Source organism: Klebsiella sp. H-Nf2 (assembly GCF_002806645.1).
Classification (GTDB): Bacteria; Pseudomonadota; Gammaproteobacteria; order Enterobacterales; family Enterobacteriaceae; genus Klebsiella; species Klebsiella variicola.
In genome coordinates this window covers 120,487-141,779 of record NZ_PIBL01000001.1, presented here as the reverse complement: position 1 = coordinate 141,779, position 21,293 = coordinate 120,487, and the positions used below count along the sequence as shown (strand labels likewise).

General features: G+C 58.0%; 20 protein-coding genes. 16 read left to right on the top strand and 4 right to left on the bottom strand.

Annotated elements, in window-relative coordinates; translation table 11 throughout:
* Positions 1-47 precede the first annotated feature (47 nt).
* Together CWM58_RS00745 and CWM58_RS00740 are read left to right on the top strand one after the other, a co-directional pair.
* Positions 48-1,157: an alkene reductase gene (locus CWM58_RS00745; RefSeq protein WP_100679963.1), complete on the top strand. Its 1,110-nt coding sequence runs from the start codon at positions 48-50 to the stop codon at positions 1,155-1,157.
* A gap of 2 nt (positions 1,158-1,159) precedes the next feature.
* Positions 1,160-1,753: an ester cyclase gene (locus tag CWM58_RS00740; protein ID WP_100680555.1), complete on the top strand. Its 594-nt coding sequence runs from the start codon at positions 1,160-1,162 to the stop codon at positions 1,751-1,753.
* Positions 1,754-1,842: 89 nt separating this feature from the next.
* Here CWM58_RS00740 and CWM58_RS00735 read toward each other — a convergent pair whose 3' ends face one another.
* Positions 1,843-2,592: an SDR family oxidoreductase gene (locus CWM58_RS00735; RefSeq protein WP_012542112.1), complete on the bottom strand. Its 750-nt coding sequence runs from the start codon at positions 2,590-2,592 to the stop codon at positions 1,843-1,845.
* 167 nt (positions 2,593-2,759) lie between these two features.
* Between CWM58_RS00735 and CWM58_RS00730 the strand changes: the two genes are divergently transcribed.
* The 7 genes from CWM58_RS00730 (at position 2,760) to CWM58_RS00700 (ending at position 11,154) form a co-directional block, all read left to right on the top strand.
* Positions 2,760-3,665, top strand: a complete 906-nt coding sequence (locus tag CWM58_RS00730) for a LysR family transcriptional regulator (protein ID WP_100679962.1) — start codon at positions 2,760-2,762, stop codon at positions 3,663-3,665.
* A gap of 398 nt (positions 3,666-4,063) precedes the next feature.
* A complete protein-coding gene (locus CWM58_RS00725) occupies positions 4,064-4,309 on the top strand; it encodes a hypothetical protein (RefSeq protein WP_100679961.1) in 246 nt (81 codons plus the stop codon).
* 315 nt (positions 4,310-4,624) lie between these two features.
* The gene (mgtA, locus tag CWM58_RS00720) at positions 4,625-7,318 is read left to right on the top strand and encodes a magnesium-translocating P-type ATPase (RefSeq protein ID WP_100679960.1); all 2,694 of its coding nucleotides are present in this window, start codon (positions 4,625-4,627) and stop codon (positions 7,316-7,318) included.
* A gap of 75 nt (positions 7,319-7,393) precedes the next feature.
* Positions 7,394-7,618: a hypothetical protein gene (locus CWM58_RS00715; protein ID WP_016160720.1), complete on the top strand. Its 225-nt coding sequence runs from the start codon at positions 7,394-7,396 to the stop codon at positions 7,616-7,618.
* Between the two features lie 14 nt (positions 7,619-7,632).
* Positions 7,633-9,285, top strand: coding sequence for a Na/Pi cotransporter family protein (locus CWM58_RS00710; RefSeq protein ID WP_100680554.1), 1,653 nt, complete (start codon positions 7,633-7,635; stop codon positions 9,283-9,285).
* A gap of 65 nt (positions 9,286-9,350) precedes the next feature.
* Positions 9,351-9,695, top strand: coding sequence for an SLOG family protein (locus CWM58_RS00705; RefSeq protein WP_008807658.1), 345 nt, complete (start codon positions 9,351-9,353; stop codon positions 9,693-9,695).
* A 325-nt stretch (positions 9,696-10,020) separates the two neighbouring features.
* The gene (locus CWM58_RS00700; RefSeq protein ID WP_100679959.1) at positions 10,021-11,154 is read left to right on the top strand and encodes an FAD-dependent oxidoreductase; all 1,134 of its coding nucleotides are present in this window, start codon (positions 10,021-10,023) and stop codon (positions 11,152-11,154) included.
* Positions 11,155-11,297: 143 nt separating this feature from the next.
* Here CWM58_RS00700 and CWM58_RS00695 read toward each other — a convergent pair whose 3' ends face one another.
* Entirely contained in the window at positions 11,298-11,885 is a 588-nt protein-coding gene (locus CWM58_RS00695; RefSeq protein WP_100679958.1) for a TetR/AcrR family transcriptional regulator C-terminal domain-containing protein, read from the bottom strand.
* Positions 11,886-12,050: 165 nt separating this feature from the next.
* Here CWM58_RS00695 and CWM58_RS00690 point away from each other — a divergent pair, with 165 nt between their 5' ends.
* Positions 12,051-13,493, top strand: a complete 1,443-nt coding sequence (locus tag CWM58_RS00690) for a DHA2 family efflux MFS transporter permease subunit (protein ID WP_100679957.1) — start codon at positions 12,051-12,053, stop codon at positions 13,491-13,493.
* A gap of 122 nt (positions 13,494-13,615) precedes the next feature.
* Here CWM58_RS00690 and CWM58_RS00685 read toward each other — a convergent pair whose 3' ends face one another.
* Both CWM58_RS00685 and CWM58_RS00680 read right to left on the bottom strand, forming a co-directional pair.
* Positions 13,616-14,401, bottom strand: a complete 786-nt coding sequence (locus CWM58_RS00685) for an SDR family oxidoreductase (RefSeq protein WP_061154972.1) — start codon at positions 14,399-14,401, stop codon at positions 13,616-13,618.
* Positions 14,402-14,452: 51 nt separating this feature from the next.
* Positions 14,453-15,349 (bottom strand): GntR family transcriptional regulator, encoded by an 897-nt coding sequence (locus CWM58_RS00680; RefSeq protein ID WP_012542124.1) that lies wholly within the window; start codon positions 15,347-15,349, stop codon positions 14,453-14,455.
* A gap of 192 nt (positions 15,350-15,541) precedes the next feature.
* Here CWM58_RS00680 and CWM58_RS00675 point away from each other — a divergent pair, with 192 nt between their 5' ends.
* Genes CWM58_RS00675 through CWM58_RS00650 form a run of 6 tightly spaced genes read left to right on the top strand, consistent with a single transcriptional unit; the run spans position 15,542 to position 21,286 of the window.
* Positions 15,542-16,354: an ABC transporter substrate-binding protein gene (locus tag CWM58_RS00675; protein ID WP_100679956.1), complete on the top strand. Its 813-nt coding sequence runs from the start codon at positions 15,542-15,544 to the stop codon at positions 16,352-16,354.
* Between the two features lie 27 nt (positions 16,355-16,381).
* A complete protein-coding gene (locus CWM58_RS00670; RefSeq protein ID WP_008807665.1) occupies positions 16,382-17,107 on the top strand; it encodes an amino acid ABC transporter permease in 726 nt (241 codons plus the stop codon).
* Positions 17,104-17,844 (top strand): amino acid ABC transporter ATP-binding protein, encoded by a 741-nt coding sequence (locus tag CWM58_RS00665; protein ID WP_012968502.1) that lies wholly within the window; start codon positions 17,104-17,106, stop codon positions 17,842-17,844. Before CWM58_RS00670 ends, CWM58_RS00665 begins: the two co-directional genes overlap by 4 nt.
* A 13-nt stretch (positions 17,845-17,857) precedes the next feature.
* Positions 17,858-19,033 (top strand): M20 family metallopeptidase, encoded by a 1,176-nt coding sequence (locus CWM58_RS00660; RefSeq protein WP_061154975.1) that lies wholly within the window; start codon positions 17,858-17,860, stop codon positions 19,031-19,033.
* Positions 19,030-20,130: a mandelate racemase/muconate lactonizing enzyme family protein gene (locus CWM58_RS00655; protein WP_100679955.1), complete on the top strand. Its 1,101-nt coding sequence runs from the start codon at positions 19,030-19,032 to the stop codon at positions 20,128-20,130. Before CWM58_RS00660 ends, CWM58_RS00655 begins: the two co-directional genes overlap by 4 nt.
* The gene (locus tag CWM58_RS00650; protein WP_061154977.1) at positions 20,117-21,286 is read left to right on the top strand and encodes a M24 family metallopeptidase; all 1,170 of its coding nucleotides are present in this window, start codon (positions 20,117-20,119) and stop codon (positions 21,284-21,286) included. Before CWM58_RS00655 ends, CWM58_RS00650 begins: the two co-directional genes overlap by 14 nt.
* Positions 21,287-21,293: the final 7 nt, after the last annotated feature.

The window sequence follows — 21,293 nt, the reverse complement described above, 5'->3', positions numbered from 1 at the left end:
ATCCCGACTGTAAAGTGATTTTCATTCCACTCGCAAGGGACACCCGTATGAACAGCCTCTCACTTTTCGATCGTTACCGCATCGGCACGCTGCCGTTGAAAAACCGCATCGTCATGGCTCCCATGACCCGGGCGCGCGCCCTGCAGCCCGGAAATATCCCCTCCGCGCTGATGGCGGAATATTACCGCCAGCGCGCCAGCGCCGGATTGATCGTCACGGAGGCGACGCAAATCTCTCCTGAGGGACAGGGATACTCCTGGACGCCTGGCCTGCATTCCGCTGAGCAGATTGCCGGCTGGCAGCTGACGACCGGGGCCGTTCACCATGCTGGCGGCGTTATTTTTTCTCAGCTCTGGCACGTGGGCCGGATGTCGCACGCTCGTTTTCATGCGGATGGGCACCCCGTGGCCCCGTCGGCGCTGGCGCCGGACGCCCAGGTCTGGGTGGTGGATGAGCAAGGCCGGGGCCAGATGGTGGACTGCCCACCGCCGCGGGCGCTCTCCCGATCGGATATTCAGCGTATTGTCGCCGATTACCGTCAGGCGGCGCGCAATGCGATAGCGGCGGGGTTTGACGGCGTGGAAGTGCACGGCGGCAATGGCTATCTGATCGACCAGTTCCTGCGGCGTACCGCCAACCAGCGTACTGATGAGTACGGCGGTAGCCTGAGCAACCGGATCCGTTTTGCCCAGGAGGTGCTGACCGCCATCGGCGACGTCATTGGCCGCGAGCGGACGGGCATCCGCCTTTCCCCCTTCATTACCCAGCGCGGGATGAACGACCCGCAGGTGATCGACGCCATCCTTGCCCTGGCGGCCTGGTGCGAACAGCAGGGTATCGCCTTTATCCACCTGGCGGAGGCGGACTGGGACGATGCGCCAGCCGTTCCCCAGCACTTTCGTGACACGCTGCGCGCGACCTTCAGCGGCACCCTGATCGTGGCCGGCAATTACGATCAGCAAAAGGCGGAACGTATCCTCACCGCCGGTTTCGCCGACCTGGTGGCTTTCGGCCGGCCGTTTATTGCTAATCCTGACCTGCCGCAGCGGCTTCAGCACCGCTGGTCGCTGGCAACCGTCAGCGATCCCGCCACGCTGTTTGGCGGGACAGAGGTGGGCTATACCGACTATCCCTTCTATACGGAGCATAAAGAGTGAAAATGACCCGCAAAATGTTACCTGCCAGCCGTGGTGTCGATGTTGTGTGCGCGCAGGCCAGACGCGGCATCGCGCTGCGGCGCTGCGCCACAGCGCTGCTGCTTGCCGGGATATCCGGCTCCGCGTTTTCAGCCCCGCAGGGTTTGCTGAAGCCAGCCCAGCTCATCGTTGACAGCGGCCTTCCCCCTGCCACACGCGCCGCCAATGAATATGTCGCCAGGCAATACGCCACGTTCTGGAATACCGGTGATGAAGCGCTGGCCCGGGCGGCGCTGGCGGGGAATTTTATCGATAAAACGCCCCCGGAAGGGCGCCGACAAGGGCCGGAAGGCGCGATCCTCGCCTCCAGAGCGTTTCGTCAGGCGGTGCCGGATTTACGCTGTGATGTCGAACAAATGATTGTGGCCGGTGACCGGGTGGTCTCACACTTACATTTTCATGGCCACTTTACCGGGACCTTCGGCACCCGGAAGGGGAAGGGACAAAATATCGATTTTATTGCCACCGATATCTATCAGATCAGCGGCGGTAAAATTGCCGCCAACTGGCATATTGAAGATAACCTGACGCTGATGAAACAGCTGGGCGCGCAATAAGCTGCCCACCCGAGCGGTGAGTAAGCGATCGCCATAACCACGAGCCCCCCGGTATCAGCCGGGGCGGCTCGCCTGGCGACAGACTGTGCTTAGATTTGCGCCATTCCACCGTCGACATAGATCTCTGCGGCGTTAATAAAGCTCGACTCGTCAGACGCTAAAAATACCACCGTCCTGCCAATCTCCTCCGGCTCGCCCAGCCGCCCGAGCGGTACGCTGGCGGCCAGGGCGTCGAACAAGCCCTGACGGTCCGCCTCCGCGACCAGTCCTCCCAGACCCGGGGTACGCACCGGCCCCGGGCTGACGACATTGATGCGGATCCCGCGATCGTTCACCTCCAGTGCCCAGGAGCGCGCCAGGCTGCGTACCGCCGCTTTACTGGCGCTATAGATGCTGAAGTTCGCCGTCCCTTTGACCGCCGCCGTAGAGCCGGTCAAAATCACCGAGGCGCCGTCGGTGAGCAGCGGCAGCGCTTTCTGGACGGTGAACACCACCCCGCGCACGTTGGTGGCGAAAATCCGCTCGACGTGCGCTTCGGTGATGGCGCTGAGCGGCAGCATATCCCCGCCGCCAGCATTGGCGAACAGCACATCCAGCCGGCCGGACTCGTCGGCAATGGTCGCAAATACCGCGTCAAGGTCGCTTAACACGGCGGCGTCGGCGCGGATCCCGCGGGCGGCGGGCCCGATGAATCTTACCGCCGCATCCAGCTCCTCCTGTCGGCGGCCGGTGATATACACCTTCGCGCCCTGCTCCGCCAGCGCCTTCGCCGACGCCAGGCCAATCCCGGTGCTGCCGCCGGTCACTAACGCCACTTTATCCGCAAGTTTTTTGCTCATGGTGCATTTCCTTGGTTAGAGTATTAACAGGCCAGGCTCGCGAAAGCGCCCCGCCGGGTATGGAAAGCACTGTAATCGCCTCAGTGAGGCGGAAAAATGGCCTAATCTGAAAAACACTTTTCCTCTCCGTGGATAATGGACGCCCACTCACCAGGATACTGCGAATAATGGACCGATTTTCAGCCCTCAAAGCCTTCATCCGCGTTGTCGAAGCCGGCAGCTTTACCCGCGCCGCGGACTCGCTGGATATGCCCAACGCCACGCTCAGCAAAACCATCAAGCAACTGGAAGCGCACCTGGGGGTTTCCCTCCTGCAGCGCACCACCCGACGTATTACCGTGACGCCGGAAGGACGGGAGTACTATGAAAAAGCCCGCTGCCTGCTGGAAGACCTGGAAGAGATCGACGCCTCCTTCAATACCGCCCACAATAGGCCGAAGGGCCATCTACGGATCGCCATCGGTGGGTCGACCGCGTGCGATGTGCTGATCCCGCTACTGGCGGACTTTATGACCTCCTGGCCGGATATCCGTATCGATTTACAGGTGGCCGATAAACCCGCGGACCTCATCAGCGGCAATATTGACTGCGCCATCCGCGGCGGGCCGATGGAAGACTCGACGCTGATCGCCCGTAAAATCGGCGAGGCGACGCTGGTCACCTGCGCCACCCCTGGCTATCTTCAGCGCTGCGGCACGCCCGCCTCGCCGGATGAACTCCATCATGGCCACCAGCTCATCAGCTATCTGTCGCCGGCCAGCGGCAGAGCGTTTCCGTTTCGCTTTACGCGTCACGGCGTCAGTACCGAGCTCAAGACAGAGCCCCATCTCGGCATCAATGAGAGCAACGCGCATATTGCCGCCGGCGAGGCGGGCTTAGGCATTGTGCAGACCTTTACCTATTCGCTAAAACCCGCGCTGGCAAGCGGCAAGCTGGTGGAGATCCTCAGCGCCTGGCGCCCGGCCCCCTATCCCTTTCACGTCGTCTATGCCCGGCACCGGCACGTGCCGCCCCGGCTCCGCGTCTTTATTGAATGGCTGGCGGCGGTTTTTCCGGCTGCGGTGCAGGGATAATGCGCGTTATCTGACGCCGCGCCGAGGGGGTCCGTAAATGAACGCACTGACCGCTATTATCCTTTTTACGACCGTCCGAAAAACACCGATGATTAAATCTACGATTTGATGTTTCTACACAAAATATAAACGAAGATTTAAATTGATATGAATGTGTTGACAATAACATTGGCTATGGGTAGATTTCATGGGCCTAAGTTGTGGCCTTTCCTAATCTGACATAAGAGACTAATGGATACTGAATTTAGTAGCGGTCCGAATATTGCCTTAACGGTTATTCGGACAAGTAAACATAAAATCGATTGTGATCACTTCTTCGTTTTGGTGTGTCTCGCCGGAGCTTGATGCTCTCGTGTTGTCCCACCTCGACCAGAGTTTTCACGGTCCCGAGGTGTGTTATGAACTTCAAATCTACCCTTTTTCCTGGTGTCAAAACCATGACATCAACGCTACGTGTCCGGCCGCCCCGCGATCGGGCGTCGTCTGCGCGAAAAAAACAGCAAAGATCTATTTTCTCTTCGAAAATCAGCGAGTTGAATCAACGCATTACTAACTGGCGCGTCAGTCCTGTCACCGGCCAGCTGGAGCGTCGTTGCCGCTTCTCTGATGGCGAAGACCCACAAAGTCGCCCCTTCGTCGCCTGATTCAGCCGTTACGCCGTAGGCCGTGTCTGCGCGCTATGCCGCAGCCCGTTTTCGTGTGTCATGCTGAGTTAAGTCACTGCTGGTACCTGTTTATTCACTGATGTATTCATACTTGTACATCGGCAGGAATAATCACGTCCAAATAAAACAAAATATAAACTTCACGCCTGTTTATTTTTAATAATAAACAGCAGGAAGCCCTGTGCGAAATTAATTAAAACCGATCGCTGATGCGACATCGGGCTATTTTCGGCCGCCCTTAATCCGGGTCTTACCGTAAAAAGCCTGCTGCCTCCCGGCGACAGGAGCAGCACCATGACTGTACAAACCAAGAACCGAAATAAAAAAAGCACGCTGTCTATGCGTGCCGCCCAGGAAGCCCAAAACGGTATCGCAGAAACCCTGGTCAACCTCAACACCACCCGGGAAGGGCTGCAGGAAGCCCAGGCAAATGCCCGGCTGGAGCGGGATGGCCTGAACGAAGTGACTCATGACAAGCCGCCGCACGCGCTGATCCAGCTGCTGATGGCGTTTAACAACCCGTTTATTTATGTGCTCGCCATTCTCGCCGGGATCAGCTTCTTCACCGACTACTGGTTGCCCACCAGCCATGGCGAAGACAGCGACCTGACGACGGTGATAATCATCGGCACCATGGTTGCCCTCAGCGGACTGGTGCGCTTCTGGCAGGAACACCGCTCGGCTAAATCGGCCGAAGCGCTGAAAGCGATGGTTCGCACCACCGCGACGGTCGTTCGTCGCGAACACGCCGGGCAAAAAGGAACGCCACGTGAAATCCCGATGCGCGAGCTGGTGGTGGGCGATATCGTGCAGCTCTATGCGGGCGACATGATCCCGGCGGACGTCCGTTTGATCGAATCACGCGACCTGTTTATCAGTCAGGCCGTCCTGACCGGCGAAGCGCTGCCGATTGAGAAGTACGACACCCTCGGCGACGTGGCGCAGAAATCCGCACACGACAAGGCGGTTGACAACGAGAACCTGTTGGATATGCCTAACATCTGCTTCATGGGGACCAACGTTGTCAGCGGCACCGCTCAGGCGGTCGTGGTGGCGACCGGGCCGAGGACCTACTTTGGCTCACTGGCAAAAGCGATTGTCGGCACCCGGGCGCAAACGGCGTTTGATCGCGGGGTGAACAGCGTCAGCTGGCTGTTGATCCGCTTTATGCTAGTGATGGTGCCGGTGGTGTTCCTGATTAACGGCCTGATGAAGGGCGAATGGTGGGATGCCCTGCTGTTTGCTCTGGCCGTCGCCGTAGGTCTGACGCCAGAAATGCTGCCAATGATCGTCAGCGCCAACCTCGCCAAGGGCGCGGTGGCTATGGCGAAGCGTAAAGTCGTGGTTAAGCGCCTTAACGCGATTCAGAACCTGGGCGCGATGGACGTGCTGTGCACCGACAAAACCGGCACCCTGACGCAGGATAAAATCATCCTTGAGCACCACGTCGACACGCACGGTCAGAAAAATCAGTCCGTGCTGGCGCTGGCCTGGCTCAACAGCCACTATCAAAGCGGCATCAAAAACCTGATGGATCAGGCGGTCATTTACTTCTCTGAAAATGAGTCGGGCTTTGTGCAACCTCAGGGGTACAGCAAAGTCGATGAGATGCCGTTCGACTTCGTGCGCCGTCGCCTGTCGATTGTGGTGAAAGACAGCCAGAGCAATCATCTGCTGGTGTGCAAAGGCGCCGTGGAGGAGATGCTGAGCATCGCCACCCACATGGAAGAGAATGGCAAGGTTATCCCCCTCGACGATCAGCGCCGTGACGCCATGCTGGCGATGGCGAACGACTACAACAAAGACGGCTTCCGCGTTCTGGTGGTCGCTACGCGCGACATTCCGAAAGCCGAAGCGAAAAGACTGTACAGCACCGCTGATGAGCACGATCTGATTATCCGCGGCTTCCTCACCTTCCTCGATCCACCTAAGGAGAGCGCGGGTCCGGCGATTGCTGCCCTGATGGATATTGGCGTCGCAGTCAAAGTGCTGACCGGCGATAACGCGATTGTCACTACGCGGATTTGCCGCCAGGTGGGACTGGAACCAGGCGAACCGGTACTCGGCCCGCAGATTGAGCCATTGAGCGACACGGCCCTGCAGCAGTTGGTGGAAGAGCGCACAGTGTTCGCCAAGCTAACGCCGCTGCAGAAATCGCGCGTGCTGAAGGCGCTGCAGGCCAATGGTCATACGGTGGGCTTTCTCGGTGACGGCATTAACGATGCCCCTGCTCTGCGCGATGCCGACGTGGGTATCTCGGTCGACAGTGGCACCGATATCGCCAAGGAATCGGCCGACATCATCTTGCTGGAAAAGAGCCTGATGGTGCTGGAAGAAGGCGTCATCAAAGGCCGCGAGACCTTTGGCAACATTATGAAATACCTGAACATGACCGCCAGCTCCAACTTCGGCAACGTGTTCTCGGTACTGGTGGCCAGCGCGTTCATTCCGTTCCTGCCGATGCTCGCGATCCAGTTGCTGCTGCAAAACCTGATGTACGACATCTCCCAGCTCGCGCTGCCGTGGGACAAAACGGACAAAGAGTTCCTGAGCAAACCGCGCAAGTGGGATGCAAGAAACATCGGCCGCTTTATGGTCTGGATTGGCCCGACCTCGTCCATTTTTGACATGACGACCTTTGCGCTGATGTGGTTTGTGTTCAGCGCCAACAGCGAACACATGCAGACCCTGTTCCAGTCCGGCTGGTTCGTTGAAGGCCTGCTGTCGCAGACGCTGGTGGTGCACATGCTGCGTACCCAGAAAATTCCGTTCATTCAAAGCACCGCCGCCTGGCCGGTACTGATGATGACCGGTCTGATTATGGCTATTGGAATTTACGTGCCGTTCTCTCCGCTTGGGCCGTTGGTTGGGCTGCAGGCACTGCCGTGGCAGTACTTCCCGTGGCTGGTCGGCACCCTGCTCGCCTACTGCTGCGTGGCCCAGGGCATGAAAACGTTCTACATCCGTCGCTTCAGGCAGTGGCACTAATTCTGCGTTAAAGACAGTGATTCACGTGCCGCTTCGGCGGCACCTTTCAGGCAGGCCACACAGGCTGGAAGCATTATGGAAAAGCAACATTCCATCATTTTCCTGATTAAAAATAAGACCATCGCGTTGATTGTCTTATTTTTAATGAAAATAACCCGCACCCTTCGCGTCCGTGCCCTGGCATGGTACGCCGGAGGGAAGATTAACTATCAACACACTAAAGCATTACTGAACCTCGCCAGCGCCATACATCGTTTTTCGATCAGGTTACTGCGTTTTATTTCACTACCCGCCCTGTAGAGGGGGAATTCATGATGTCCGGAACCACTCTGTTAATTAACCTGGCTGGCGCCATCGCATTGCTGCTCTGGGGCAGCCATATGATTTCAACGGCGCTGCAGCGCGGCTTCGGCACGCCGCTGCGCAACTGGATGGGACGCCACCTCACTAACCGCTGGACCGCCCTGCTCTCCGGCATTGGCATTACCGGCATTCTGCAAAGCAGCACGGCGGTCAGTATGATGGCGACGTCATTTACCGCCGCAGGTACGCTAAGCCTTGCCCCCGCGCTTGCGGTGATGCTCGGCGCCAACATCGGCTCCACGCTGGTGGTCCAGCTGATGAGCTTTAACATGGAAATCGCCATTCCGCTGCTTCTGCTGGCCGGGTTTGTGGTTTTCAAGCTACGCGACCATTCCAGCTTTGAAAGTGTGGGCTGCGCCCTGATTGGCCTCGGCCTGATGCTGCTGGCGCTGCATTTACTGGGCGGCACGCTGCAGGACATTGAGGTCACGCCGGTGTTTCATGCCGTGATGCAGGGGCTACAGGGCGATATTTTCATTGCCCTGCTGGTGGCGGCGCTCCTGACGCTCCTGTGCCACTCCAGCGTGGCGATGATTTTGCTGATCGTCTCCCTCGCCGGTACCGGCACGCTGACCCCGGCTACGGCCCTGGTGCTGGTGCTTGGCGCCAACATCGGCGGCGCGTTACCGCCAGTGTTAAACGCCGGGTCCGCGGTGGCCCGCCGCCTGCCGGTTGGCAACCTGATGGTCCGCCTGTCCGGCTGCGCGCTGGCGTTACTGCTTCTGCCGTTGCTGATGGCGATCGCCCGTAAATCCGGGCTGAACACGCCGCAGCTGGTGGTGTGGTTTCATACCGCCTTTAGCGTGGCGCTCGCGCTGCTGTTTATCGGCCTGAACGTGCCAATGGCTCGCTTCCTGGAGCGACTGTTTCCGGAAGAAGAGCGCGTAGGCGACCCGGGTATGCCGATGTATCTCGACGATGCGGGTCTGGAAGTGGCTTATATCGGCCTGTCCAATTCGGTTCGCGAATCGCTGCGCGCCGCCGACATGCTAACCATCATGCTGGACCGACTGCTGGTGCTGTTTGTGACCCAGGAAAAACAGGCTGCCGATGACATCCGCCAGCTGGAGCAGTCGGTCGATCTGCTCAGCGCGGCGGTTCGCGCCTACCTCGCCGACATTGGTCAGGACGGGCTGAATGATGCGGATGCCGATCGTGCCCAGGAAATCCTGATGTTCATCATCAATGTTGAGCACGCGGGCGACATTCTCTCCAGCAATCTGACCCAGCTGGCCACGCGCCGCGCACGCCGGGGAGAGCAGTTTAACGACTTTGAATTACACCATATTCGCCTGCTGCATGCGGAGCTCCTCACCAGCCTGAACTTAGGAATAGCGGCATTCCTGCGTGAAGACTTGTCTGCTGCCCACCAGCTGGTGCAGCGCAAAGAAACCATCCGCCACCTGGAGGCCTCAGCCAGCCGCGAGCACTTCAAAAAACTGCGGGAGGACAAGAATGCCTGGGCGGAATCCGGCGACATTTTCCAGCGAGTGCTGCGGGACTACCGCCGCGTACATCACCATATCGCCGCCGTCGCCTACCCGGTCATTGACCGCCTGGGCGATACCTCGCTGCGGTTTATTGAAACGCCGCCGGATGTTTAAAAAACAATAACCGCCAGCGCGCGGACGAGATCCTTTTCAAGGCAAGCAACGTTAAGGTACAAAAAATGCGAGTGTTAATCTGCTCGGGTCGGTTTTATGCCGACACCCATACCATCACCCATGTGCTGGATCTCTATGCCCGTACACAGACGATTAACGTGTTGATTCACGGAGGGCACCAGGCGCTGGGCGGCGCGATAGAAAACTGGGCGCGCGGGATCGACGTTCACGTGATCCGCTACCCGGCAAACTGGGCGCTGCACGGAAAATATGCAGAGACAAGGCGCAATTTGTTTATGCTGGAAGATAGCCGCCCTGACGTACTGCTGGCTTTTCCTGGCGGAGAAGATACGGCGGAGTGCATAAAGATGGCGAAAAACAGAGGGATCCGGGTCATCGACGTCGTTTAACCTGAGTGGGTGAAGTTCGGTGACCATGGCCACAGGCAGGCGTCCGCTGAAGGGGTATTGAATAGCGGCCTTGACGATTAACCAGCAATGATCAATATAGAGAACTTTGCTCGTCTAAGTGTAAGCTGAGCGCAGAGAGGACAGTCAGGCGGGGGTCCCGGCCCCCCAATTGTCCGGGAACAATATGGGCAATACCGCTCAGCATACCCTCAGGCTTCCGTTAGCCCCCTGGGTGCGATTTCACGTTAACTATCCTTATTCGCGCGGTATCGAAACCAGGAACAGCCGGACAACGACACCCGCCATACCATACCTGGAGCGAAAAATGACCTCATCCATTGCCATCGTCGGTGCAGGACTCGGCGGCCTCATGCTCGCACGTGTTTTACATGTCCACGGCATTTCCTCTGTGGTCTACGAAGCTGAAGCCTCCCCTGAGGCCCGCCCGCAAGGTGGCTTGCTGGATATCCACGATCATAATGGCCAGCGGGCGCTGATAGCGGCAGGCCTGTACGATGCCTTCCGGGCCCTTATTCTTCCTGGTGGTCAATCCACGCGCGTACTCGATAAAGCGGGCAACGTATTGTTCGAGCAGTTCGATGATGGTTTGGGCGGCCGACCAGAAGTCTCTCGCGGCGCGCTTCGCACGCTGCTGCTGGAGTCGCTTCCTGCGGACACCGTGCAATGGGGCCGTAAAGTGGCAGATATCGTCCCCCATGATGACGGCACGCATAGTTTGTACTTTACGGATGGCTCCACCACCAGGGCCTCCCTGGTGGTGGGCGCAGATGGCGCCTGGTCGCGTGTCCGCGCTCTGGTCACCGATGCTGTCCCTGCCTATGCGGGATTTTCGTATGTCGAGCGCTGGCTTAGTAACGTTGATACCGATCATCTGGCTTGCGCACAAGCAGTAGGCCGCGGCTCATTTTTTGCGCTCTCGCCGGGCAAGGGTATCATGGCGCACCGGGAGCCTGGCGGCGTGATCCACGTTTACATTGCTCTGTGCCGGCCTCAGGCCTGGTTCGCTGACGTGACGTCCGCTAATGCACAGGTTGACGTGCAACGTATAGTCGATGAATTCGATGGCTGGGCGCATCCACTGCAAACATTGATTACGGAGGGTGATGGTGAGCCCGTATTGCGCCCTATTCACTTTTTACCTCCCGGACTTCGATGGCCGCGAACAGCAGGCGTAACGCTGTTGGGCGACGCCGCGCATCTTATGCTGCCGTTCGGCGAAGGCGCTAATCTCGCGTTAGAGGATGGCGCTGAGCTGGGACTCGCGATTGCGGCCAATGCAGATAATCCTGAAGCCGCGCTGTCCGCTTATGAAGAACAGATGTTTATCCGCGTCGAAAGTGCGGCCAACGACGCGCAGGCAATGGCAGGCATTCTCTTTGGGGACGAGACACCCGACGCGTTGTTGCATTTTTTTAATCAGTATAAAACAGGATCCTGATCCCCCGACGCTGCGGTGATTCTTGCGTCATGAACAAATAACCCTCCCGCCATCGGGAGGTCACCGTTCAGGATGTCCGGAGAATAACGATCCGGATATAAAATCATTAAAACGCTGTCGCAATAGCTGAAATCTGGAACGAGTTATTTTAATAACCCCTTCATGATCAAAGACAGACCGAACTCAAAACACGTATCCGGATGTTGGTGGGTAAGCGCATCGATACGACTGATTTCTGTTGAGGATGTAGACGATCTTTCATCATCATGTCTGTCTGTACGAGACTGCTCTTCTAATACGCATCCCAGGGTATATTCGCTAATAGTGAGTAATATCATTGCGGCTTCGGCCTCAGAAAAGCCGGCCCGCATAAGGTAAGCCACCTTTGGGTAGAACGTTTCCCCTCCTACCCGCGCCGGTGTTGTCCCCGCATGGAGCAATGCGCCATCCCGATGAGCGAGAAGCGCGCGGCGGAAACTGCGCGCGTTATTTGCCAGCCAGTCTGCCCACTCGGCCGTGTCTTCAGCCAGCGGAAGTGAATGGTGCCTGGCTAAAACGGTTGCGGCCATCTCTTCCAGTAAGCTGGCCTTGTTCCTGAAATGCCAGTACAGCGTTGCGGATTCTACCCCCAGCTTTTGCGCCAGCTTTCGCGTCGTTATCGCTTCCAGCCCGACTTCATCTAAGAGTTCTAATGCAGCATTAATGACCTGATCCCGCTGAATTTTAGCCATGGTGTTCATCCTGTTGTTAATGCATCAAACCGAGCCCGTGGTAGATGAAAAGAGCGCCTCTCCTGACCAGGAGCCTACCGGCGCCATTGATGAAAATAAATCTATCATTGATAGAAAAATTGATCAATGATAGATTTTTAACGCATCGCACCTAAAGGTTATCCCATGAATATCAATCGAGATACGCAGGCTAAGAAAACAAACCATGCTGATCCCATCAATGCCATCCCGCCGGTTTTGTGGATGCAAGCCGCCATCATCACCCTTGGGGCATTCGCTACCATGCTCTCATCCACCATGCTCAGTGCTGCGCTTCCGGCCATGGCAAAGGGCCTGGGGGTGACGGACGCCTCCATCCAGTGGATAGCTACCGCATACCTCATGGCGCTGGCCGCAGGCGTTCCGGTTAGCGCATGGGCGGTAAAACGGTTTGGCGCCACCCAACTTTGGCTCTATGCACTTATTTTATTTGGTGTTTTCTCGGCAGTTTGCGCGTTATCCCCGAATATCGAAGTGCTGCTCACCGCCAGAATAATGCAAGGTCTGGCAGGCGGGTTACTCGTGCCGGCCGGGCAGACGATCCTGGGTCTGGTGGTCGGTCGTGAGCGCCTCGGGCGGATCATTGGTACGATAGGCGTGGCTATCGTCATTGCGCCCTTACTGGGAACGTCTCTGGGTGCCGTTCTGCTTCAGGTCTGCGGATGGCGAGTCTTGTTTTTTATTAATGTCCCCTTATCTCTCTGTGCCTGGCTTGCGGGATGGAAATTACTCCCTCGCCCGACAATAAAAAATGATAAGCCGCTCTCCCTGGACTGGATGGGGTTAATACTGATTCTTTGTAGCCTCCCCCTGCTCATGGAGGGTATTAAAGGCGTCAGCCTGAATAGTGGTGAAAATAGCGGGAACATTGTCTTACTCAGCGTAGGTACACTGTTTATCGGCTTGTTTATCTTTCGCTCTTTTCGCATTGACTCGCCTTTACTTCATCTCAGCCTCTTCAAACATCGTGGCTTCACATTATCGGCGTTGCTGATGGCTATCGGAGGTGCGGTGAATTTTGGTGGGCAGTTCCTGCTCCCGTTGTATTTCCGCGACGTTTGCCATGAAGCACTGGCTGACGTGGGTTTGCTCCTTACTCCGCAGTTAATCGGTTCTGCCATAGGATTCCCGGTCGCCGGTTATTTCTCAGACCGGCTGGGTCCTCGCGTGGTACTGATCGTTGGCGGCTTGCTCTCGGTGTTGGCGACATGGCCGCTGGCCATGATTGATGGAGGCAGTAGCTACCTCCTGGTCGGTAGCACACTCGCTATCAGAGGGTTCGGTTTAGCCCTTGCGACAGTGCCGGCGATGGCGGCAGGCCTGGCGATGGCGGGTACCCGTCATGTTTCTGATGCAGCACCGATTCTCAACATCCTGCAGCGTGTTGGCGCGATGGCTGGCGCGGCCCTGGTGACGGCGTGCTACGTCAGACTGGCGCATACGCAGGGTAGCTTAGCCGCCTTTCAGCACGCCGGGTGGATACTGATCAGTGGCGCCATACTGCTCACCCTTTCAGCACTTTTCATGGTGAACCATCAGGGTTCATCAACGCGGGAAGAAACAAGATAACCGGTCTGGCATCCTGTCCCGCACCCGGTACGCAATAGTTAACACCTCATGCTGAATGAGCGCGTGAGAGGCGTGAATGCCAGTCAGCGACACCAGCGACTGGCATTGCACGCGTCTCCCCACTAAATCGAGCCAATCAATCCGCCATCGACCCGGATCACCGCCCCGGTAATGTAGCTGGCAGGCTGGCTTGCCAAAAAGGCAGCGGTGGCGCCGTACTCCTGGGGGTGACCATAACGTCCCGCCGGAATGCTCAGACGACTCTTCTCCGCGACCGCTTCCGCAGTGGAATGTTCCCGTTTCGCCTTGATAGCATCCAGCTGACCCACCCGGTCGGTAGCGATGCGCCCAGGCACCATCACATTCACTGTGACGCCGTCGGCCGCCACTTCAGCGGCAAGGGTTTTCGACCAGCCGAGTAAGCTCATGCGCAGCGCATTCGACAGGGCGAGACCCGGAATCGGGGCAATCACACCGGACGAGGTGGTGGTAATAATGCGTCCCCAGCCACGGCTGCGCATGGCGGGCAGTAGTTTATCGGTGAGCTGGATCAACGAGGCGACCATCACTGAAAATTGCTGTTGCCAGACGGCGCCGTCCGTCCCCTGTGCCAGCGTGGGCGGTGGGCCACCGGAATTATTGACCAGAATATCGATGTCGCCCCAGTGCTCGCGGATATCGGCGATGACCGTATCAAACTGTTCCGGGACGGCAAGATCCAGCGGCCAGGCGCGGGCGGTACCGCCCAGCTGAGTGATGCGTTCCACCGTTTGCGCCAGCTTCTCTCTGTTGCGGCCTGTCACGGCGACCTTCACGCCTTCCTGCGCCAGCGAGCAGGCGATAGCCTGTCCAAGGCCACTTCCCGCACCGCAAACCAGTGCCACACGCTGTTGTATCTGCAAATTCATAAATGCTCCTGATTGTATTTTCAGGAGCATTATGTGCAATAGTGATGCCAGTTATACGCGGGGGCTTTTTACATTGACCTGGTCAAACGCGTATTGCAGGTGTTTTCTCATCAACTCTGCCGCCTGTTCCTGTTTGTTCTCTCGCAGGGCATCAATGATGGCAACGTGCTCTTCGCACCACTCTTTTACGCGACGCTTATTGTGATAGCTACCAAATTCCAGCAGGCGGCGCAGCCGGTTTTGCTGCTGAATGGCCTGTAATACAAACAGGTTGCCGCTGGCCTCTGCCAGCAACTCATGAAACGCCGCATCGGTTTCGAAAATCTCTTTGGCCGGGACCTGCGTAATGTCCGGGTGAGTGATGAGTCTAAGATGCCGGGCGCGCAGACGTTTAAGCATCTGCCGGTCAACATGCAGATTGGGCGTCAGCAACGCCATCGGTTCAATCATCAGGCGAAAACCGTAGCTATTACGCAGAGCGATATCGGAGTTCAGGGTTTGCAGAAAGCGCCAGCCATGCCCTGCATTGCGGGCAATCAGGCCATCCTCCGATAGCTTCACCAGCGTACGGGTCAGCACGCCGCGATCAACATCATAGCGCTGGCTGATTTCGGTCTGGGTAAAGGATTCCGGCAGGATACCTGCAATGCGGTCATGGACCAGTTGCTCGTACAACTTCTGGTCATTGCTCTTGGACTGCTCAATCTCCAGCTGATCCAGCTCATTACTGCGTTTAAGCAGGAAAAAACCCTGATTTGGCCGCGCTTCAACCGCCCCCATTCGGGTCAGTTCCTTGAGCCCGGCACGTACCGGGGTACGCGAAACACCCAACGCATCGGCAAGATGTTGCTCACGTAAATGATGACCTGGATCGAATCTTGCTTCAGATATCAGGTCGAGTATTTGCCGGGCTATCCGGCGACTGCTCGCAGTGGAGTCAGGCTGCATGAATTCACGATTCCCTGAAATGCATTGTTGTGGTCGATATATACAATATCACGAGCAACAAAACGCAGCAAAGTAAAGCAAGGAGTGCACGCTTAACGTGCAATACGCACCAGAATGAGACATTTTTTTCACACACATAATTGTATTTATTGACTCACTAAATTCAATTTAAACCTTAGCCAGGAGACGACTATGTCCAGCAATTCTTTTCTGTTTCGCCGCGTGCGTACCTTGATGTTCGCGCTGACCGCCCTGCCACTGGTCAGCCATGCGGCGGTGGAAACCATCACCAAGGGTCAGCTGACCTATGGAACGGCAGCGACGTTCATGCCTTTTGAATACGTGAAAGCAGGTAAGCTTACCGGCTTCGATATCGACCTGATTAACGCGCTAAGCAAAGAGATCCAACTGACACCGGCGCCAATGCCGATGGAATTCAAAGGGCTTATTCCGGCGCTGCAGGGTAAACGTCTGGATATCATCAACTCCGCCATGTACGTCAATCCGACCCGTGCCGAGCAGGTTGACTTCGTACCCTACCTGAAAATCGGCAGCCGCGTGGTGGTCCGCAAAGGTAACCCGGCCAACATCACCGGACGTGACCTGAGCCTCTGCGGCAAAAACATCGCCGTGACGCTCGGCGGGATCGAAGAGAGCCAGGCGCGGGCAGACAATCAGCGCTGCCTGGAGGCCAAAAAACCGGCCATCAACGTCATGACGTTCCCCGCGGCCACCGATTCCGCCGTAGCCGTCGCCCAGGGACGTGCCGATGCCGAGTTCCTCTCCACACCGGGCACCGTTGCCCTGTTTACCGAAAAAGCTGGCATGTTCGAAGCGGTTGGCGCCGAGTTCGAAGCGAATACTCACATCGCCTTTGCCGTGCGTAAAGGCGATACCGCAACCCAGGCCCTGCTGGAGCAAGGTCTGCAGAGACTCGTCAAAAATGGCACCTACACGCAACTGATTAAGAAGTGGAACTTCCCAGACTCCGTTGCCCTTTTCTAACCCGTTTGCCATTAACCGGAGAACGCTATGTCGATCGATTTAATGTGGCAGTACTTCCTCTCCCCCGAATTTATTCGGGGTGCGTGGATGACGCTACTGATTACCCTCTGCTCACTGTTGTGTGGCGTGGTGCTGGGCCTGGTGTTGGCGCTGTTGCAGGAAGCGCCGTTTCGCGCCGGGAAAGGGCTGGCCTTTTTCTACCTGTGGCTGTTTCGCGGGACGCCGGTGCTGTTCCAGATAATCTTTGTCTACAACGTGCTGCCAGGCTTCGGCTTACGCTTCTCCGCGTTTACCTGTGCAGTGCTGGCGCTTTCGCTCAATGAAGGCGCCTACATGGCGGAAATTCTGCGCTCTGGCCTGCAGGCGGTGAAAAGCGGTCAGCGCACCGCCGGCATGGCGCTGGGTATGACTCACGGCCAGATCATGCGAAAAATCGTTCTGCCTCAGGCCGCACGCATCGTTCTGCCGCCGATGGGTAACCAGATGATCAGCATGCTGAAATCGAGCGCGCTGGTCTCGGTTATCGCCGTTCAGGAACTGCTGCTGGTCGCTAACCAGGCCGCCAGCGCCAGCTTTCGTTACTTCGAAGCGCTTTGCGCCGCGGGCATCTATTACCTGCTGCTCACCAGCCTGTTCATGATCTTCCAGTCGTGGCTGGAACGCGTGCTGGATCCCAGGCAGCGCCGCAGCAAAAGCCAGAAGCGGCTGACTCGCCTGTTTAAATTACCGAAAACCGTCCGGGAGGAACCATGAGTGAGAAACCGCTGCTGGAGATGATCGGCATTGATAAGACTTTTGGTCGCCAGACCGTACTCAAAAACTGCTCTCTTACCGTGCAACGCGGAGAAACCGTGGTGCTGATTGGCCCGTCCGGCTCGGGAAAATCCACCCTGCTACGCTGCGTCAATATGCTCTCGCCCGCCGACAGCGGCGATGTGTTCTTCGCCAGCCAGCACATCAGCCGGGGCGACGTGCCGGCGCACAAACTGCGTCAGCGCATTGGCATGGTGTTCCAGAACTACGAGCTGTTCTCGCACCTGACCGCAGCGGAAAACATCATGCTGGCCCCGATGACGGTGTTGGGAATGAACCGTATTGATGCCCGCAAACTGGCGGACAACCTGCTGGCAAAAGTGCGCATCAACGAACGTGCAGACCATTTTCCGGATGAGCTCTCCGGCGGACAGCAGCAGCGCGTGGCGATTGCCCGGGCGCTGGCGATGAAACCCGAGCTGATGCTCTACGACGAACCCACCTCCGCCCTCGACCCGGAGATGATCCGTGAAGTGCTTGAAGTCATGGCGGAGCTCAGCGCGGAAGGCATGACCAGCATGGTGGTGACTCACGAAATGGGCTTCGCCCGTCGGGCCGCTAACAAAATTCTGTTTATGGAAGACGGCGAAATTATCGATCGCGCCAACACTAGCGATTTCTTCGCCGGCCATGTCAGCGACCGCGCGCAGCGCTTCCTGACGCAAATATTACATTAATCACGGAGTTCCTATGTCCAGTTATCAGGTTGACAGCGCTCGTATGAAAAAGGACTTAGCGACGCTGGTTGCCATCAACACGGAGAATCCACCGGGCCATGAGCGCGAAGCCGCCGAATGTCTGGAAGGCTGGCTGCTGACCGCCGGGTTCGATCTCTCCTTTAGCGAATACGCACCGGGGCGGACCAACGTTATCGCCGTCCTGAACAATGGACCGGGGCCGTGTTTCGCCTTTAACACCCACCTTGACACCGTTCCGGCGGGCAGCGGCTGGGCCAGCGATCCCTTCACGCTCACCGAGCGTGACGGACGCCTGTATGGACGCGGCGCCTGCGATGCCAAAGGCCCGCTGGTGGCGATGGTTGAAGCCCTGCGTCTGCTGGCTGCCAACCGTCAGCAGTGGTCCGGCACATTGATGGGAGTGTTCACCGCCGATGAAGAGGTCGCCAGCGAAGGGGCGAAATTCTACGTCCGTGATAATCCACCGGCGATTGATTTCGCGGTGATTGGCGAGCCGACCTCGAATGCCACCTTCTCCGCCCACAAAGGCAGCTTACGTCCTCGCGTGCGGGTTAAAGGCGTCACCGCGCATTCCGGTACGCCGGAGCTGGGGATCAACGCGATTTACCAGTCGGCGCGCCTTTTAGGGTTGATTGAAGAAGCCCACCACCAGCAGGTGCGTTGCCGCTGCCACGATCTGGTCGGCAACGCCAGCCTGACGGTAACCCGCATCCACGGCGGCCATGCGGACAACGTGGTGCCAGACAGCTGTGAGCTGCTGCTTGACCGTCGCATGGTTCCGGGCGAAGACGAAGAGGTCGTCAAAGCCGAACTGCAGCAACTGCTCGACCACGCGTACGCACATGCAGGTGTGGAAGCCGAAATTATCGCCTGGCAGCCCACCACCGGCGGCGCGACGCAAACCGACAGCCGCGAAGCTATTGTCGAGCAAAGCCTTGCTGCCTGTCGCCGTCATGGGCAGAGCGAACCCGGCCCGTTTGGTTTTCAGGGGGGATGTGACCTGGTGCATTTCCGTTCGCTGGGCGCAAAAGGCGTCGTGATTGGTCCCGGCTCGCTGGCCGTGGCTCACAAACCCGATGAATTTGTCCCTGTCGATGAATTTATCGCCGCGGCCTACCTCTATCTCGATATTGCGCTCGCCATGCTGCCGCCGGAGCCCGGTTTATGAAAGCGCAGCTCTTTCGGGGAGATCTGCATTACGCCGGTGTGACGCTGCATACCGCTGCCTCTGGTCCGGTAACGGCGCTCGATACGCTCTGGCTGCGTCTGGAAGACCAGGGAGTGACCGGGATTGGCGAAGTGCGGCTCAACATTCGCTACCTGCATGGCTACCGCGAAGAGCAGGTGCTGAACAACCTGCTTCAGATACTTCGCCGCTGGGACTGGCGCCAGGCCCCCGCCGCGCGACTCGCCGCGTTAGATGATGAGGGCTGCACGCTCCTGTCGCCATCGCGCATGGTGCTGGATATGGCCTTGCACGACCTGCTGGCGCGTCAGCAAGGGGTAAGCGTTGCCGCCTGGCTGGGGGCGCGGGATTGCCTGCCTGCGTGGCACACCAACCAGACCCTGTTCTGGGGCAACGAGAGACAGATGCTGGAGCTGGCGCAACGCTATGTCGATCGCGGTTTCACTCAACTGAAATTGCGCACAGGCGTGGCGGATTTCGCTACCGACCTGGCCCGCCTGCAACGGCTGCGCCAGCGGTTCGGCCAGCAGATTTCGCTGGCGATTGACGTGAACGGCCAGTGGTCTCTGGCGCAGGCTCACGCGGCATTCCCGTGTCTGCGCGAGCTGAAGCTCAGCTACATCGAACAGCCGTTAAGCCCGGCAAACGACAGCCAGCTTGCGGAGCTGTACGCCTACGGCATCCCGATCATGCTCGACGAAAGCCTCAACAGTGACGCCGCCATCACCCGGCTGATCGCCGCCAAAGGTGCGCTGTGGGGGCATCTCAAACTGGTGAAACTGGGTGGCCTTGCGCCGACGCTGGCCGCCGCCAACCGGCTGCGACTCGCCGACGTGCCATTCATGATTGGCCAGATGAATGAAGGCCATGCTGCCACCGCCGCCGCGCTCCAGCTGTGTCGTGTCGTGCAACCGGCATTTGCCGAGCTGTATGGCGCCGATGGCTTAACGGATGATCCCGTCAGCGGGCTGGAATACCGCAATGGCCTGGTCACCGTCAATGACTCACCCGGTCTGGGCGTGCAGTTTAATGCCGCGCAGGCCAACTTACTCCAGGAGTTTACTCATGCAAGATGTTAACAATGTGATTCAGGGCAGTGAGTCCGCCTTTAGCGCTGATGAATATGCGCAACGCATTCGACGCACCCGCGAACGCTTAAGCCGCGCGGGCGTGGACGTCATGATCGTTACCGGCCCGGAAAACATTTTCTGGCTCACCGGTCAGCAAACACCGGGCTATTACACCTTCCAGGCGCTGTTGCTGCCGGTAGAAGGGGATCCGGTGTTTGTGATTCGCCAGCTCGAATACTTTAACTTTATCGCCAACACCTTTATTTCTGACGCCGCCATCTACCAGGATGGCGATAACCCGGTAGATTTCCTGGTGGGCATGCTGCAACAGCGCGGCTGGCTCCACAAACGGATTGGGCTGGACAAACGCGGTTGGTTCCTGCCGGTTGCCGTGTATGAAGCCCTGCAGGCCAGGCTCGGCACCATTGCCGATACCGCGGGCGTCATCGAGCCGCTGCGCGCCGTGAAATCGGCGGCGGAGGTGGAAAAAATCGCCATCGCAGCGCGCTATGTGGACGCGGGCATGCGCGCGGGCATGGCGGCGATTCGCCGCGGCGCAGACGAAAACGCGCTGGTCTCGGCGATGATGGGGACCGCCATTGCCGCCGGTTCCGAGTATGTCGGCATGGAACCGCTGGTCTCGACCGGCCCACGCAGCGGCGTGCCGCATGGCACATGGCGACGTCGGGTGATGCAGGATAACGACCCGGTATTTCTGGAAATGTCAGCGGCTCACGACCGCTACCACGCCGCGATGATGCGCTCCGCCTGGCTGGGGCGACCGCCCGCTATCGCCATCGAAATGGAAAAAGTGTGTCAAGAAGCCCTGCAGGCCTCACTTGATGCCATTCGTCCGGGCGCCACCTGCGAAGCGCCGCACCTGGCCTGCCAGAAGGTGATTGATCGCGCCGGGTTCACCGAAAACTTCAAAAAACGCACCGGTTACTCCATCGGTATCGCCTTTGCGCCGGACTGGGGCGAAGGCGGCATTCTCAGTCTGTATCGTGGCGTCACCACTGAGCTGCAGCCAGGAATGACCTTCCACATTCCACCGGCTCTGCGGATCTACGGTCAATTTACCGTCGGCGTCAGTGAAACCGTGGTGGTGACCGAAACCGGATATCGTCAGCTGGGTTCCCTGGCTCGCCCTCTCACACTGCTGTAAGGAAAGA